General features: G+C 72.4%; 17 protein-coding genes. 5 read left to right on the top strand and 12 right to left on the bottom strand.

What is annotated here, in order from left to right; all coding sequences use genetic code 11:
* Nucleotides 1–72 precede the first annotated feature (72 nt).
* On the top strand, nt 73–576 hold the full coding sequence (gene bfr, locus ABEA26_RS30260; RefSeq protein WP_055416507.1) for a bacterioferritin: 504 nt from the start codon (nt 73–75) through the stop codon (nt 574–576).
* Nucleotides 577–658: 82 nt separating this feature from the next.
* Here bfr and ABEA26_RS30265 read toward each other — a convergent pair whose 3' ends face one another.
* Nucleotides 659–892, bottom strand: coding sequence for a (2Fe-2S)-binding protein (locus ABEA26_RS30265; protein ID WP_345596554.1), 234 nt, complete (start codon nt 890–892; stop codon nt 659–661).
* Nucleotides 893–1076: 184 nt separating this feature from the next.
* A complete protein-coding gene (locus ABEA26_RS30270) occupies nt 1077–2429 on the bottom strand; it encodes a class II 3-deoxy-7-phosphoheptulonate synthase (protein ID WP_345596555.1) in 1353 nt (450 codons plus the stop codon).
* Nucleotides 2430–2533: 104 nt separating this feature from the next.
* Between ABEA26_RS30270 and ABEA26_RS36450 the strand changes: the two genes are divergently transcribed.
* Both ABEA26_RS36450 and ABEA26_RS30275 read left to right on the top strand, forming a co-directional pair.
* Nucleotides 2534–2590 carry a trp operon leader peptide gene (locus ABEA26_RS36450; RefSeq protein ID WP_351392507.1) on the top strand — a complete coding sequence of 19 codons (57 nt, stop codon included), beginning with the start codon at nt 2534–2536 and terminating at the stop codon, nt 2588–2590.
* Nucleotides 2591–2708: 118 nt separating this feature from the next.
* Nucleotides 2709–4568 (top strand): anthranilate synthase family protein, encoded by a 1860-nt coding sequence (locus ABEA26_RS30275; protein WP_345596556.1) that lies wholly within the window; start codon nt 2709–2711, stop codon nt 4566–4568.
* A gap of 123 nt (nt 4569–4691) precedes the next feature.
* Here ABEA26_RS30275 and ABEA26_RS30280 read toward each other — a convergent pair whose 3' ends face one another.
* The 4 genes from ABEA26_RS30280 to ABEA26_RS30295 form a co-directional block, all read right to left on the bottom strand.
* Nucleotides 4692–5687 (bottom strand): 2-hydroxyacid dehydrogenase, encoded by a 996-nt coding sequence (locus ABEA26_RS30280; protein ID WP_345596557.1) that lies wholly within the window; start codon nt 5685–5687, stop codon nt 4692–4694.
* A gap of 243 nt (nt 5688–5930) precedes the next feature.
* Nucleotides 5931–6608 carry a response regulator gene (locus ABEA26_RS30285; RefSeq protein ID WP_345596558.1) on the bottom strand — a complete coding sequence of 226 codons (678 nt, stop codon included), beginning with the start codon at nt 6606–6608 and terminating at the stop codon, nt 5931–5933.
* Entirely contained in the window at nt 6605–7846 is a 1242-nt protein-coding gene (macS, locus tag ABEA26_RS30290; protein WP_345596559.1) for a MacS family sensor histidine kinase, read from the bottom strand. The genes ABEA26_RS30285 and macS overlap by 4 nt, the downstream gene beginning before the upstream one ends.
* A gap of 64 nt (nt 7847–7910) precedes the next feature.
* Nucleotides 7911–8699, bottom strand: coding sequence for a lysophospholipid acyltransferase family protein (locus tag ABEA26_RS30295; protein ID WP_345596568.1), 789 nt, complete (start codon nt 8697–8699; stop codon nt 7911–7913).
* Nucleotides 8700–8892: 193 nt separating this feature from the next.
* Here ABEA26_RS30295 and ABEA26_RS30300 point away from each other — a divergent pair, with 193 nt between their 5' ends.
* On the top strand, nt 8893–9696 hold the full coding sequence (locus ABEA26_RS30300) for an alpha/beta hydrolase (protein ID WP_345596560.1): 804 nt from the start codon (nt 8893–8895) through the stop codon (nt 9694–9696).
* Nucleotides 9689–10363: a hypothetical protein gene (locus ABEA26_RS30305; RefSeq protein WP_345596561.1), complete on the top strand. Its 675-nt coding sequence runs from the start codon at nt 9689–9691 to the stop codon at nt 10361–10363. The genes ABEA26_RS30300 and ABEA26_RS30305 overlap by 8 nt, the downstream gene beginning before the upstream one ends.
* A gap of 76 nt (nt 10364–10439) precedes the next feature.
* On the opposite strand, the gene ABEA26_RS30310 is transcribed toward ABEA26_RS30305, so the two are convergent.
* The 6 genes from ABEA26_RS30310 to ABEA26_RS30335 all read right to left on the bottom strand — a co-directional run bounded on the left by ABEA26_RS30310 (nt 10440) and on the right by ABEA26_RS30335 (nt 15787).
* Complete coding sequence (locus ABEA26_RS30310; protein ID WP_345596562.1) at nt 10440–11192, bottom strand: endonuclease/exonuclease/phosphatase family protein; 753 nt, start codon at nt 11190–11192, stop codon at nt 10440–10442.
* Between the two features lie 160 nt (nt 11193–11352).
* On the bottom strand, nt 11353–12306 hold the full coding sequence (locus tag ABEA26_RS30315) for an ROK family glucokinase (RefSeq protein WP_345596563.1): 954 nt from the start codon (nt 12304–12306) through the stop codon (nt 11353–11355).
* A gap of 55 nt (nt 12307–12361) precedes the next feature.
* The gene (locus ABEA26_RS30320) at nt 12362–12946 is read right to left on the bottom strand and encodes a DUF5304 domain-containing protein (protein WP_345596564.1); all 585 of its coding nucleotides are present in this window, start codon (nt 12944–12946) and stop codon (nt 12362–12364) included.
* 57 nt (nt 12947–13003) lie between these two features.
* Nucleotides 13004–14185, bottom strand: a complete 1182-nt coding sequence (locus ABEA26_RS30325) for an ArsA family ATPase (RefSeq protein ID WP_345596565.1) — start codon at nt 14183–14185, stop codon at nt 13004–13006.
* Between the two features lie 206 nt (nt 14186–14391).
* Complete coding sequence (locus tag ABEA26_RS30330; protein ID WP_345596566.1) at nt 14392–14832, bottom strand: SRPBCC family protein; 441 nt, start codon at nt 14830–14832, stop codon at nt 14392–14394.
* 157 nt (nt 14833–14989) lie between these two features.
* Entirely contained in the window at nt 14990–15787 is a 798-nt protein-coding gene (locus ABEA26_RS30335) for a metallophosphoesterase family protein (protein ID WP_345596567.1), read from the bottom strand.
* Nucleotides 15788–15898: the final 111 nt, after the last annotated feature.

Raw genomic sequence — 15898 nt, forward strand, 5'->3', positions numbered from 1 at the left:
CTGGACGATCTTCGGAGCCGGTGCAATCATGCGGCGCAACACGCCAGTTCCCGTTCGAAGGAGCGTCAAGCGATGCAGGGCGACCCCGAGGTCATCGAGTTCCTCAATGAGCAGCTGACCGCCGAGCTCACGGCGATCAACCAGTACTTCCTGCACGCGAAACTGCAGGACCACAAGGGCTGGACCAAGCTCGCGAAGTACACGCGCGCGGAGTCCTTCGACGAGATGCGCCACGCCGAGGTGCTGACCGACCGCATCCTGCTCCTGGACGGCCTGCCGAACTACCAGCGGCTCTTCCACGTGCGGGTCGGCCAGAGCGTGACCGAGATGTTCCAGGCGGACCGGGAGATCGAGGTCGAGGCGATCGACCGGCTGCGCCGGGGGGTCGAGGTGATGCGGGCCAAGAACGACATCACGTCGGCCAACGTCTTCGAGGCGATCCTCGCCGACGAGGAGCACCACATCGACTACCTGGATACCCAGCTCGAACTGATCGAGAAGCTCGGCGAGTCGCTCTACCTGTCGACGGTCATCGAGCAGTCCCAGCCGGACCCGTCGGGTCCCGGCTCGCTCTAGCCGGGCAGCTTCCGCACCAGCCGGACCGCGTCCGCTCCGGCTGGGGGCAGCTTCCGCTCCGGCCCGGCCGTCGCCGCTCGGGTCAGGCCGCTTCCGGGAGCTTCGCGAGGACCGGTTCCCTCTGGTCGGCCGGCTGCCGGCGGGGGCAGGCGCCACGGCCGAGCAGCGCCTGGATGCGGCGTACGCAGCCGCCGCAGTCGGTGCCTGCCTTGCAGGCGGAGGCGATCTGCCGGGGAGTGCAGGCACCGGCGTCCGCGTGACTCTTCACCTGTTCCTCGGTGACACCGAAGCAGCTGCAGACGAACACGTGGTTCACCTCCCGGACGGAGTACAGGGTCGTGCCGTACCGACGACCGGAGACTCCGACTGTTCGGTGAGGCAAACCTAACCTTACCCATGACGCAGGGACGGCAAAAGAGAAGGGGGCGCGGATCGTATGTGACCCGCGCCCCAATTCCGTGTCCCCGCCGCCCGCCCGACCTCGTCCGACGGGCGGGTCTTCACTGGTCCCGGTACATCTCCGCCACCAGGAACGCCAGGTCGAGCGACTGGCTGCGGTTCAGCCGCGGATCGCAGGCCGTCTCGTAGCGCTGGTGCAGGTCGTCGACGAAGATCTCGTCGCCGCCGCCCACGCACTCGGTGACGTCGTCACCGGTCAGCTCCACGTGGATGCCGCCCGGGTGGGTGCCGAGCGACTTGTGGACCTCGAAGAAGCCCTTGACCTCGTCGAGCACGTCGTCGAAGCGCCGCGTCTTGTGGCCGGAGGCCGCCTCGTAGGTGTTGCCGTGCATCGGGTCGGTGATCCAGGCGACGGCCGCACCGGACGCGGTGACCTTCTCCACCAACTCCGGGAGCCTGTCGCGGATCTTGTCCGCGCCCATCCGGACGATGAAGGTCAGCCGGCCCGGCTCACGCTCCGGGTCGAGGCGCTCGATGTACTGCAGCGCCTCCTCGGCCGTGGTGGTCGGGCCGAGCTTGATGCCGATCGGGTTGCGGATCCGGGAGGCGAACTCGATGTGCGCGTGGTCCAGCTGCCGGGTGCGCTCACCGATCCACACCATGTGCCCGGAGACGTCGTACAGCTGCCCGGTGCGCGAGTCGACGCGGGTGAGGGCCGACTCGTAGTCGAGCAGCAGCGCCTCGTGCGAGGAGAAGAACTCGACCGTCTGGAACTCGGCCGGGTCCGTCCCACAGGCCCGCATGAAGTTCAGCGCGTTGTCGATCTCCCGGGCGAGCTGCTCGTAGCGCTGGCCGGACGGCGACGACTTCACGAAGTCCTGGTTCCAGGCGTGCACCTGGCGCAGGTCGGCGTAGCCGCCGGTGGTGAAGGCACGCACCAGGTTCAGCGTGGACGCCGACGCGTGGTACATGCGCTTGAGCCGCTCGGGGTCCGGGATCCGGGCCTCTTCGGTGAATTCGAACCCGTTGACGGAGTCGCCGCGGTAGGTCGGCAGCGTCAGGCCGTCGCGGGTCTCGGTCGACTTGGAGCGCGGCTTGGAGTACTGGCCGGCGATCCGCCCCACCTTCACCACGGGCACGGACGCGGCGTACGTGAGCACGGCGCCCATCTGGAGCAGCGTCTTGAGCTTGTTGCGGATGTGGTCCGCGGACACGGCGTCGAAGGCCTCGGCGCAGTCGCCTCCCTGAAGGAGGAACGCCTCTCCCTTGGCGACGGCCGCCATCCGGGCGCGCAGCTGGTCGCACTCGCCCGCGAAGACGAGCGGCGGATACGACTCGAGGTCCGCGATCACTGCGCGCAGAGCCTCGGTGTCGGGGTACTCGGGCTGCTGCGCCGCGGGCAGGTCTCGCCAGGTGTTGCCAGCGCTCGCGCTGGTCTTAGCGTTCACGGTCACGGCCCCAACATTACGGGGTCGGACCGGGGTCCCCGCCCCGTGCCCAGGGAATGAGACGCGCACAACGCCCTGTGGACGGACGGCGGTGGGGTACGCTGCGCCGTATGTTCGCGCACTCGATCCAGAACTGGTGGTGGACCGCTCTTCCGGCGGCCCACTGACTGCGCGTACGCAAGACTTCGCGAAGGCCGCCCGAGGGGCGGCCTTCGGTGTTTTCGCGACCGGGGCCGTTCCTCCCACCGAGAGTCTCGACGAGAGAGACCGAGAGGGACACGGACCATGACACCGATCGACCGCCTCCTGGACGACTCCCGCCCGTTCGCCCTGCTCCGGCGCCGCACCCCGGGCCATGACCACGACACCGTGGAACTGTTGCTCGGCCCGGTCACGGAGCACGACAGACTCGCCGGCCTGCCCGACGAGGGGCTGGCGCTCGTCCCCTTCCGGCAGATCCGCGAGCGCGGCTTCGACGTCCGTGACGACGGCACGCCACTGCTGGTGCTGACCCCCGAGGAGCGGCACGACATCCCGCTCGCCGAGGCCCTCGACCGGCTCCCGGCGCACGACGTCCACGTCGAGGACGGCGGCTTCGACGTGGACGACGAGGAGTACGCGCGGATCGTCGGGCGGGTGCTGGACGAGGAGATCGGCGGCGGCGAGGGCGCCAACTTCGTGATCCGGCGGACGTACGGGGGTCTGATCCCCGGGTTCGGGCGGGCCGACGCGCTGGCGCTGTTCCGGCGGCTGCTGGCGGGCGAGCGGGGCGCGTACTGGACGTTCGTGGTGCACACGGGGGATCGCACGCTGGTCGGGGCGAGCCCCGAGGTGCATGTGCGGATGTCCGGCGGCACGGTCGTCATGAACCCGATCAGCGGGACGTACCGCTATCCCGCAGAGGGACCGTCCCCCGAGCACCTGCTCGGCTTCCTCGCCGACGGCAAGGAGATCGAGGAGCTGTCGATGGTGGTCGACGAGGAGCTCAAGATGATGTGCACCGTCGGCGACAGGGGCGGCGTGGTCGTGGGGCCGCGGCTGAAGGAGATGGCGCACCTCGCACACACCGAGTACGAGCTGCGCGGCCGTTCCTCGCTGGACGTGCGGGAGGTGCTGAAGGAGACCATGTTCGCGGCGACGGTCACCGGCTCGCCGGTGCAGAACGCCTGCCGGGTCATCGAGCGGCACGAGGTCGGAGGGCGCGGCTACTACGCGGGCGCGCTGGCCCTGCTCGGCAGGGATTCCGGCGGTGCCCAGACCCTCGACTCCCCCATCCTCATCCGCACCGCCGACATCGACGCCGCCGGACGGCTGCGGGTGCCGGTCGGCGCCACGCTGGTACGGGGCTCGGACCCGGCCGGCGAGGTCGCGGAGACCCACGCCAAGGCGGCCGGGGTCCTGTCGGCGCTGGGCGTACGTCCGTCCCGGCCGCGCGCGGAGGCCGGGCGGCCGAAGCTGGCCGACGACCCGCGCGTGCGGGCGGCGCTGGACGGACGGCGCTCCTCGCTGGCGCCGTTCTGGCTGCGGATGCAGGAGCCGTCCCAGGCGCTGGAGGGCCACGCCCTGGTCGTGGACGCCGAGGACACCTTCACGGCGATGCTCGCGCACGTGCTGCGCTCGTCGGGGCTCACCGTGAGCGTGCGCCGGTACAGCGAGCCGGGGCTTCGGGAGGCGGTGCTCGGACACGAGGGCCCGGTGGTGCTGGGGCCCGGCCCCGGTGATCCCTCCGACCCCGCCGATCCCAAGATGGCCTTCCTGCGCGCACTGACCGCCGAGGTGCTCCGGGACAACCGGCACGGCGTCCTCGGTGTCTGCCTCGGGCACGAGCTGATCGCGGCGGAGCTGGGGCTGGACATCGTCCGCAAGGAGGTGCCGTACCAGGGGGCGCAGGCGGAGATCGACCTGTTCGGGCGGCGCGAGACCGTCGGCTTCTACAACAGCTTCACCGCCCGCTGCGACGACGGGACGGCCGCGGAGCTGGCCGCGCACGACGTGGAGGTGAGCCGGACGGCGGGGGGCGAGGTGCACGCGCTGCGGGGCGCGGGGTTCGCGTCGCTGCAGTTCCATCCCGAGTCCGTGTTGACACTGAACGGTCAGGCAATCATCACGGCGCTGATGGCCGAGTCACCGATTCGACAGCCGTGACGTTCCCGGGGCGTCGTCGTGGTCATGACGGATTGCTCCCCGGTTGCGCGGGGATGGCCCTTGCACACCCGCCGAGCCGGGCCCACGCGGTGCTCGCTCCCCGCACTCGCGGGGACAGGTCCGTCAGTTCCGCGGCACCAGCACGTTCTCCGAACGGCGGCCGGCCAGGTAGTCGAGGACGTTCTTCACCGTGGTGTCGACGATCTGGCCGACGGCGTCCTCGGTGTAGTACGCCTGGTGCGAGGTCACCAGGACGTTCGGGAAGGTGACGAGGCGGGCCAGGGTGTCGTCGGCGATGGCCTCCAGGGACTTGTCGAGGTAGAACAGGCCCGCCTCCGCCTCGTACACGTCAAGGCCGACGCCGGTGAAGCGCCCCGCGCGCAGTTCACCGACGAGCGCGGTGGTGTCGATCAGGCCGCCGCGGCTGGAGTTGACCAGGATGGCGTCGTCCCGCATCGACCCGAGGGCGGCCGCGTCGATGAGGTGCCGGGTCTCGGGCATCAGCGGGACGTGCAGGGTGATCAGGTCGGACCGGGCGAGCAGCTCGTCCTTCGGGACGTAGGACATGCCGAGTTCCATGCAGGCGGGGTTCTCGGCGACGTCCCAGCCGAGCAGCCGCATGCCGAAGCCGTGGGCGATCCGGGCGAAGGACTCGCCGATCTTGCCGGTGCCGATGACACCGGCGGTGCGGCCGTGCATGTCCCGGCCCATCAGGCCGTGCAGGCGGAAGTCGAAGTCGCGGGTGCGGGTGGCGGCGCGCACGATCCGGCGGTTGACGGCCATGGCCAGGGTCCAGGCGAACTCGGCGACCGAGTGGGGCGAGTAGTACGAGACCCGGGCCACGGTCAGACCGAGCCGCTCGGCCGTGCCGAGGTCGATGTTGTTGAAACCGGTGGAGCGCTGGGCCACCATCCGGGTGCCGCCGGCCGCGAGGATCTCCAGGACGCCGGCGCCGAGGTCGGCGTTGACGGAGGTGGAGACGATCTCGTGGCCGACCGCGATGGGGGCGGTGTCCTCGTTGAGGAAGACGTCGAGGCAGCGGACCTCGTCGTGGCCCTGGAAGGCCTGCTCGATCAGGGGCTTCTCGTCGGCCTGGACGCCGAAGACCAGGATCTCCATGACCGCTCCCGTTTCTGCTGGACTCGGCTGCCGCCGGGCTGCCGGCCCCCGGGCCGAATATACGGCGTCGGGACGCAGGCCGCCGGTCAGCCGAAGAGGACCCCGACCTCGCCGTACAGCCTCGGATCGGCCGTCTTCGGCCGGGCCGTGGTCTCGGCGACGGCGACGGCTCCGGCGCGCGGCATCGCCCCCTCACAGGAGCCTGGAAGCTCACACACGAAGGGGGGCGGTGTCGCGCGTTGCTCACTCGTCGTCGAGGCCGCGCTCTATCGCGTACCGCACGAGTTCCACGCGGTTGTGCAACTGGAGCTTGCCCAGGGTGTTCTGGACGTGGTTCTGCACGGTGCGGTGGGAGATGACGAGGCGTTCGGCGATCTGCTTGTAGCTGAGTCCCTTGGCGACCAGGCGCAGCACCTCGGTCTCGCGGTCGGTGAGCCGGGGCGCCCCGGGCTCACCGGTCTCCGCGGCGGGGGCCGGTTCGGAGGCGAGGCGGCGGTACTCGCCGAGGACCAGTCCGGCCAGCCCCGGGGTGAAGACCGGGTCACCGGCGGCCGTGCGGCGCACCGCGTCCTGCAGCTCCTCGGTGGAGGCCGACTTCAGCAGGTATCCGGTCGCGCCGGACTTCACCGCCTCCAGCACGTCGGCGTGCTCCCCGCTCGCGGAGAGGACGAGGACGCGCAGCTTCGGGTCGGCGCCGACGACCTCCTTGCAGACCTGGACGCCGGGCTTGCCGGGCAGGTTGAGGTCGAGGACAAGGACGCCGGGCGCGACGGCCCGGGCGCGGCGCACCGCCTGGTCGCCGTCGCCGGCGGTGGCGACCACGTCGAAACCGGACTCGGCGAGATCCCGGGCGACGGCGTCGCGCCACATCGGGTGGTCGTCGACCACCATGACCCTGATCGGTTCCTGTCGTTCGGTCATCGCTCCGCTGCCTTCCCCCGTGCGGTGGTACTGCTGGTCGTCTTCTTCGGTGCCTTCAGTTCGACCTCCGTGCCCTGGCCGGGCACCGAGATCAGTTCGGCCGTGCCGCCCAGCTCGCGCAGCCGGCCCCGGATCGACAGGGCCACGCCGAGGCGTCCCTCGCCCTCCGCCTCGGCGAGCCGCCCCTCGGGGATGCCGGGCCCCTCGTCGCGGACGGTGACGATCACCTCGTCCGGTTCGTCCTCGACCAGGATCCACGCGCGCGCGTGCTCACCGACGTGCTTGCGGACGTTGTCCAGGGCGGCGCCCACGGCGGCGGCGAGTTCCCGGGCCGCGAGGGGGGCCAGCGAGACCGGCGCTCCCGGCTCGGCGAGGTTGACGAGGGGGCCGGCGTACGGGGCGAGCAGAGCGCGCAGGTCGACGGGAGTGTCCGGATCGTCCCGCTCCGGTTCGTCCATCGCCCGTACGACCGCGCCCTCGGCGGTGTCCTCCGAGAGGCGGGAGACGGGCACCAGGCCGCCGGAGACCAGGGTGCGCAGGGCCACCTCCTGCTCTCCGGCCATCCGGCCCAGCTCGGCCGCCTCGCCGCCGATGACGGCGCCGCGCCGCTGCACCATCGCCAGCACCTGGAGCACACTGTCGTGGATGTCCCGGGCGAGCCGCTCCCGTTCCCTGGTCGCCGCCTCGATCTCGAGGGCGCGGGCGAGGGTGCGCTCGGAGGCGCGGGCGACCTCGACGACGTAGCCGATGGCGATGGAGGCGACCCAGACGAGGACGACGTTGTGGACGGTGTCGCGGGCGGGGCTGCCGCGTTCGACCAGGTTGGCGACGGCGACGAGGGTGGAGGCGACGGCCGCCCAGCGCCAGCCGCCCTTGATGGCGAAGGCGAGGACGGAGCCGGCGGTCCATATCGACGGCAGGGTCGGGCCGCCGTTCATGACCCGCTCGTGCGCGTCGGCGAACGGCGTGAGCAGGATGCCGGTCAGCGCGATGGTGAGGTCGACGGTGAGGAACCGCTTGGTGCAGCTCGCCGCGCTCGAGACCTTGGGGAGGGTGGCCAGGGTCCAGACGAAGAGGACGGCGTAGTAGGCGACGGCGAGCCAGGGGCGGGCGAAGCCGGAGTAGGCGGTGGTGAAGAAGCCGATCGCGTACAGCATGGTGAGCACGCGATAGCCGGCGAGCGCGCGCCACAGCGGCTGCTCGACCGACATCCTCATGACTCTCTCGCGTCTGGCCATGTCCCCCCGTCCCCGGCTGCCAGTACGTCCGCCGCCCTGTCCGGCCCGCCGCCCTGTCCGGCCGCTACCGGTCGTCGGCGGGGCGGTCCTGCTCGGCCGCCGCCCTCTCCTTGGCGGCCTGTTCCTTCTCCGCCTGGGCGAGCGCGGCCTTCGCGGCCCTGGCCGCCTCCTTCTCGGCCTTCGCCGCGTCCGCGAGCTGCCGCTTCATGGCGGTCGCGTACACGTCGACGTACTCCTGGCCGGAGAGCTTCATGATCCCGTACATGACCTCGTCGGTCACCGCGCGGAGCACGAAGCGGTCGTGCTCCATGCCCTGGTAGCGGGTGAAGTCGAGGGGCTTGCCGATGCGGATGCCGGGCCGCATCAGCTTCGGCATCACCTTGCCGGGCGGCTGGATCTTCTCGGTGTCGATCATGGCGACCGGGATGACGGGCGCGCCGGTGGCGAGCGCCACGCGCGCGAGACCGCCCGGCTTGCCCCGGTAGAGCCGGCCGTCCGGGGAGCGCGTGCCCTCGGGATAGATGCCGAACAACTCGCCGCGCTCCAGGACCTCTATGCCGCTCTTGATCGCGGCCTCGCCCGCGCCGCGCACTCCGGAGCGGTCCACCGGGAGCTGGCCGACGCCCTTGAAGAAGGCGGCGGTCAGCCGGCCTTTGACGCCGGGGGTGTTGAAGTACTCGGCCTTGGCGATGAAGGTGACCTTGCGGTCGAGGACCGCGGGCAGGAAGAACGAGTCGGAGAACGACAGGTGGTTGCTCGCCAGAATGGCCGGGCCGTCGGCCGGGACGTGCTCCAGGCCTTCCACCCAGGGCCGGAAGGCAAGCTTCAGCGAACCCCCGACGGTGACCTTCATCGCGCCGTACAACAAGCGAGTGCCTCCTGTGTCTGTGGGTCAGACCCTATCCCGGGGCACCGTCAATGGCCCCGACGGCCCTGGTCGGTGTCAGTGCGGTCGCGTACGGTGAAGTTCCCGCAAGTACCGCACCCGCATGCACCGCACCCGACGTGCCGGCTGTGCCGGCCCCCTGACGACAGGAGACCGAGACGTGCCGGTCCTGCCCGGAGCCGAGCCGTTCCGCCACGAGGGCGGTGAGGTCGGCGTCCTCCTCTGCCACGGGTTCACCGGGTCCCCGCAGTCGCTGCGCCCCTGGGCCCGGTATCTGTCCGCGCGCGGTCTGACCGTCGCGCTGCCGCTGCTGCCCGGGCACGGCACGCGCTGGCAGGACATGCAGGTCACCGGCTGGCAGGACTGGTACGCGGAGGTGGACCGGGAGCTGCGCGCCCTGCGGGAGCGGTGCGCGCGCGTCTTCGTGGCCGGCCTGTCCATGGGCGGTGCGCTGGCGCTGCGGCTCGCGGCCAAGCAGGGGGACGCGGTGTCGGGCGTGGTGGTCGTCAACCCGGCGAACCGGATGCACGGCGTGACCCAGCACGCCCTCCCGGTCCTGCGCCACCTAGTGCCCGCGGCGAAGGGCATCGCCAGTGACATCGCCAAGCCGCTCGCCACGGAGCTCGGATACGACAGGGTGCCGCTGCACGCGGCGCACTCGCTGCGTGCGTTCTTCCGTCTGGCCGACGGCGACCTGCCGCAGGTGACGCAGCCGCTGCTGTTGCTGCGCAGCCCGCAGGACCACGTGGTGCCGCCGGCCGACTCGGCCCGCATCCTCGGCCGGGTGTCGTCGACGGATGTCACGGAGGTCCTGCTGGAACAGAGCTACCACGTGGCGACGTTGGACCACGACGCGGACCGGATCTTCGCGGAGAGTGTCGCGTTCATCGGCCGGCTCGCGCCCGGTTCCGTCAGGGAGCCGGAGCCCGGTCTCGGCAAGGAAGGGACGGCCGCAGGTGGCTGAGCACGACTCGGACCGCGAGGACCGCGAGGAGCGCGAGAAGCGGGATCTGGAACGGGACCCGGGGCAAGACCTCGGGCGGGACGTGGCGCGGGGGCGGGAGCACCGCGAGGGACGGGAGGGCGCGGTGGACCGCGGGCCCGAGGAGCAGGGCGTGCCCTTCGACGAGAACGCCGCCTGGGACGCGATCGTCGCCGGTTACGGGGACGAGCCGCCGGACCCGCCGGGCGCGAAGCCGTTCAAGTCGGTCGAGGACCTGGCGCTCCTGGAGACCGAGACCAACGACGACAAGCCCGGGGCCGACCGGCCCGCCTCGGCACGGCCGCTGGGCAGCTCGATCGCCTTCGCACCCGGCGTCGGCCCCGGTCCCCGCGACCACACGCCGGCCGAGCCGTCGGACGACGACTTGGACGAGGACGACGAGGGCCATTTCGTGCCGCCAGAGCCGCCGCCGCTGCCGGAGGGGGACACCACCGCGAAGTTCGCATGGCTGGGTGTGATCGGCGGACCCTTCCTGCTGCTGCTGGCGGTGGTGCTCGGCTGGGACATGAGCTGGTGGCTGACGACCGCGAGCGTCGGCGGCTTCCTCGGCGGCTTCGCCACCCTGGTCATGCGGATGCGGACGGGCGACGAGGACGACGACGACCCGGGGCGGGGCGCGGTGGTCTAGGAGTGCCGTTCTGACACCCCCTGGTCGGGTCCAGGGCCCGTCCTGCGCATCGGCCGGGGCCCGGCCGTCCCGCGGATCAGCCCGTGGAGGCGGGCACACGGAGGACGGTCAGGACCGGGAGGTGGTCCGTGGCCACCCTCAGGTCGTCCTCGCTCACCCCGGTGAGGCCCAGCGGCACCCCGCAGCCCAGTACCTCGACGCCCTCCGTGACGAAGACCGCGTCGATGCGCCGGTCGGGGGCGGCCGTGGAGAAGGTGTACTCGCCGCCCCGGGGAGCGGCGGTCCAGCAGTCCCGCAGACCGTCGCCGAGCCGCCGGAAGGTGCGGCCGCCGGGGCGCTCGTTCAGGTCGCCGCCCGCCACCGCGTGCGTCACACCGAGCCCGGCGAGCCGGTCGAGGAGCAGGCCCGCCTGCTCGTACCGCTCGTCCGCCTCCAGTGACAGGTGGCAGCTCAGGACGCCGAGGCGGGCCCCGCCGATCCGGACCACGGCGGTCGCGAAGCCGCGGCGGTGCCGGCCGGGAGTGAGGGGGAGCAGGACGTCCTCGGTTCGCTCGACGGTGGCGCGCAGGGAGCACAGGAGCGCGGGCCCCGCGGCGGTGCCGCCCCCCGAGAGGAGGACCAGCCCGGAGGCGGCGGCGAGCCGGGTGAGCTTCTTGCGCCAGCGGAAGAACCGGGGGGCCTCCTGGAGGAGGACCAGGTCGGGGGTGCAGGCGGCGATCACACGGGCGAGGGCGTCGGTGTCGTCGCGCATCGAGCGGATGTTGTAGCTGAGGACCCGGACGACGGCCGAACCGTCGGCTTCGGTGCGGGAGTTGGGGAGCGGCTCCATGTGGATCAATGTACGCCCCCGCAGCGTGCACGTACGTCCGACAGCTCGGGGCGCGAGGTCTGCGGGCGACTGCCGGTGGTGCGGCTTGTCGCGCCCACGCGGCCGAACCGCGTGTTCACAGAGTCTCGCGCCCCTCGGGGAGCGTCGGAGCGCCGTACGCCTACATGATCGGGTCGGGCTCCCGGGCCAGGTCGGCCGCGCCCACCAGGCCGGCCTTGTTGCCGAGCCGGGCGGCGACGACGTCGGCGACCGGGCGCCAGTTGCCGCCGACCAGCCACCGCTTGTACGACTTGCGGATCGGGTCGAGCACCAGATCGCCCTCGTCCGAGAGGCCGCCGCCGACAATGAAGGCGGACGGGTCGAAGAGGGAGGCCAGGTCGGCGAGACCGGCGCCGGCCCAGCGGGCCAGCTCGCGGTAGGAGTCGACGGCGACCGGGCAGCCCTGGCGGGCGGCGACCGAGATGTGCTTGCCCTCGATGCCGTCCGGCGTACCGTCGCCGAGCGCGAGCAGCACCTCGGCGCGCTCGGGGGTGGCGTTGGCACGCTGCTTGGCGTAGCGCACGAGGGCGCGGCCGGAGGCGTACTGCTCCCAGCAGCCCTGCGAGCCGCAGCCGCACAGCAGACCGTCCGGCACCATGCGGATGTGGCCGAACTCGGCGGCCACGCCGAAGTGGCCGCGGCGCAGCTTGTTGCCGATGATGATGCCGCCGCCGAGGCCGGTACCGAGGGTGATGCAGATGACGTTGCGGTGGCCCTTGCCGCCACCGAACCTGTACTCGCCCCAGGCCGCGGCGTTGGCGTCGTTCTCCACGACGACCGGGAGGCCGACGCGGGCCTCGACCTTCTCCTTGAGCGGCTCCTGGCGCCAGTCGATGTTGGGCGCGAAGTAGACCGTGGAGCGCTGGCGGTCGACGTATCCGGCGGCGCCGATGCCGACGCCGACGATCTCGTGACCCGCGCGCGCGCCCTCCACCGCGGAGGCGATGGCGTCCACGATGCCCTCGGGCGTGCCCGGGGTCGGCACCTTGTGGGTCGAGAGGATGTTGCCTTCCTCGTCGACCACGCCCGCCGCGATCTTCGTGCCGCCGATATCGACGCCGATGGTGAGTCCCATGAATCCCTCAGTTTCGGTCGAGCCCCGCTACGGCCAACCGTACCCGAGGGCGGTGTCAGTCCAAGTCGATGCGCCGGCCCGGGCCGGTGCCCTCGTCGCCGTCGTCGCGTCCGGTGTCGCGTCCGGTGTCGCTCCGGCCGTCGCGCGGTTCGTCCAGGTCACGAGGGTCCCGGGGGTCCCGGGGGTCGTCCGCGGAAGTCCCGGGGGCCCGCGAGGCCCCGGTGGTCCAGCGGGTCTCCTGGTTCTGGACGGCGGAACGGTAGGCGGCGAGAAGTTCGCCGCCGGCGGCCGCGAGATGGTCGAAGACGTCCGGGTTGCGCTCGATGACCGGTTCGACGGCGGCCTTGGCCTGCTGCACGACCTGTCGGACCACCTGCTGGGCGGCCGGGCCGGCGACCTGGCCGAGCAGCGGGGACTGGAGGCCGGACAGCTTGTCCGCGACGGTGTCGACGAGCCGGCGCAGCTCCTCGGCGGCCGAGCCGGGCGGTGGCCCGTACTCGGCGCGGCGGCGGGCCTTCTCCGACTCGAGGTCCTCGGCGCACGCCGTCGCCCAGGCGTCGGCGTCGGTGGCACGCACCTCGTCGACCGCGTCGGCCTCGTCGGGGCGAGCGGCCTCGGACGGGGGGAGCTCTTCACTCATGACGGACTCCTGACTACGGCTCGTCCTTACGACGTTACCCGAACGGGTGCGGCAGGTTCAGCGGCTCTGCGGCCACAGCCGCGGGTCGGGTGCGAACCGGACGGCGAGGACGCCCTCGCGCAGGGCGGCCCCGGCGACGGTGCAGCGGCGCAGCGCCGACGGCAGCGGGACGATCCGGCGGAACGGCCCGGCGGTGAGGACCAGTTCGTCACCGCGGCGGACCAGGTCGAGTTCGTCGCGTATGGCGCCGGGCAGCGGGATGTGCCAGACCAGCACGCCGTCCTCGGCCAGCCGGTCGGTGACGGGCCACTCGACCGGGGCGACGTCCGGGTTGACGCCCGGCGCGGCGAGCGCGGCGAGGTCGTCGCCGCCGCGCGGGTCGCGCCCGAGGTGGGGGACGGTGCGGACGTCGTACGTGCCCTGCCACTCCTCCAGTGCCTTGCGCTGCTGGGTGAGGGGGCCGGTGAGCCAGCTGTCCGCCGGGGTGTCCTCGGGCAGGACGCGGTTGGCGACCAGGAGGTCGGTGCGCAGGCCGCGCAGGGCGAGACCGAGGGTGGCCGAGCGGACGGCGTCGGCGCCGGCCGGGCCGGGTTCGGCGACCAGCCGTACGACGGTGTTCCGGTCGGCGAGGACGGCTTCGGCGGCGGCGAGCTCCAGGTCCCAGCGGGCGGCGGCCTCGTACAGCGCCTCGGCGGGCATGGGGACGCCGGCGAGTCGGCCGAGGACGGGGCGCAGGGCGCGGGCCGCCTGCCGCTCGGGCGGGAGCAGGCGGCGGAGGTAGCGGCGCAGTTCCTCGGGCAGGGCGAGCAGGGCGAGGGCCCGGGGCACGGCGGGCAGGTCGACGACGAGGAGCTCGTGGTGGTCGGGGCCGTCGGCGAGGGCGGCGTCGCGCAGGGCGCGCAGCAGGACGAGTTCGTCGGCGCCGGGCAGGGGGGTGAGTTCCTCGGGGTCGAGGCGGGCGGCGCCGAGGAGGTCGAGGGCGGAGGCGGCGCGGTCCTGGAGGGCGGTGAGACCGTCCCGGAAGCCCTGGGCGGGGTCCGGCCGCCAGGCGGTGAGGCGGGGCTCGACGGTGATCGGTGCGGGGCCCGTGCGCACTCCGAGCACGGCGCCGACGGTGTCGTCGCGGTCGGCGCCGAGGAGGAGGGTGCGGGTGCCCCGGCGGGCGGCGGCGAGCGCGGTGGCGGCGGCGACGGTGGTACGGCCACTGCCGCCGGGGCCGGTGATCAGGAGGGTGCGCATGGGGGTGAACGGTACCTGCGTGGGCGGGGGTGACGGGGTCGTGCGTGCGCGCTGTCCGGTGCGAGGTGCGGCGGCGCTGCCGTTGTCGCCCGGCGCCTGGGCACCGCGCCGGCGTGACGCGGACCGGCGCTGCCCGGGTGCAGCTGCGCCCACCCGTGCCGCCCCAGCGGCACGACTGCCCGCAGCTGCCTGGCGGGAGCGGGAAGCTACTTCTCTCCCGACTCCACTCGCTTCTTCAGGCCTGCCAGGGCGCGGTCGATGATGACCTTCTCGGCCTTGCGCTTGATCATGCCGAGCATCGGGATCTTGACGTCGACCGTGAGCCGGTAGGTGACCTCCGTGCCCGTGCCAGCCGGCCGGAGCAGGTAGGAGCCGTCGAGGGAGCGGAGCATCTGGGACTTCACCAGCGTCCAGGACACCTCGTGCTCGCCGGTCCAGGTGTACCCCAGCGTCTGGTCGTCCTTGATCGCCCCGGCGTCCATGACGAGTCGGACCTGCTCGGCACGCCCCCGCGCGTCGGTCGCGAGGACCTCCGCCTCCTTCACCTCGCCGGTCCAGTCCGGATAACGGGCGAAGTCGGCGATCACCGCCATGACGTCGGCCGGTGCCGCCTCGATCATGATGCTCGAGCTGGTGTGTTCCGCCATCGCTGTGGCTCCTCCAGATGCGGGCCGGTACTGAGGTGGTCGTGCGCCGTCGTGCGCACGTGTGCCGCGTGCAGGCTATCGCGCACGGACAGGACGGATGTCACCACCTACCTGCGCAAGTCCGGCTCCCGCCCGGCCGCCCCGGGCGCGCCCCCGCTCACCACTGAAGGACCCACGGCCGGCCCGTCGACGCGAAGTGCCCGACGTTCACGCACTCGGTCGCCCCTATCCGCATCCGCCGCGTCAGCGGCTGGTGCACGTGCCCGAACAGGGCGTAGCGGGGGCGGGTGCGGCGGATCGCGTCCAGCAGCGCGCGGCTGCCCCGCTCGAAGCGCCGGGCCACCGTGTCGTAGACCAGTTCCGGCACCTCCGGCGGGATGTGCGTGCACAGCACGTCCACCTCGCCGACGGCCTCGATCTTCGCGGCGTACTCCTCGTCGCCGATCTCGTACGGCGTGTTCATCGGGGTCCGCAGGCCGCCGCCGACGAAGCCGAAGACCCGGCCGCCGATCTCCACCCGCTGTCCGTCGAGCACGGTCGTGCCGGGGCCCGCGTACTCGTGCCACAGCGGCGGCATGTCGACGTTGCCGTAGGTGGCGTACGTGGGGGTGGGGAAGGCGGCGAACATCTCGGCGTACTGCTTGCGCACCGCTGCCTCGATCAGTGCCCGCCGGTCCCCGCCGGCGCCCTCCCACAGCCGCGCCTGGAAATCGCGCGCCTCCGTGAAGCGGCGGGCGGTGCGCAGCTCGACGACGCGGTCGGCGTTGGCCGTGCCGAACAGGTCGGGGAAGATGCCGCGCGAGTGGTCGGCGTAGTCGAGAAAGAGGACCAGATCCCCGAGGCAGACCAGGGCGTCGGCGCCCTCGCCGGCCCTGGCCAGGTCGCGGACGTTGCCGTGGACGTCGCTGATCACGTGGACGCGGGTCGTCGTGTTACCGGCGGGTGTGGGTGCCATGGCGATCAAGCGTAAGCAGCGCGCGCCTCTTGTGAACAGTGGCGGTCGGACCTGCGGTTACTGGCTGGTCGGTTGATCCGTCGACTACTGTGCGCAAAGCAAACCCCATCC

The sequence above is a fragment of the Streptomyces marokkonensis genome, from assembly GCF_039539045.1.
Taxonomy (GTDB): Bacteria; Actinomycetota; Actinomycetes; order Streptomycetales; family Streptomycetaceae; genus Streptomyces; species Streptomyces marokkonensis.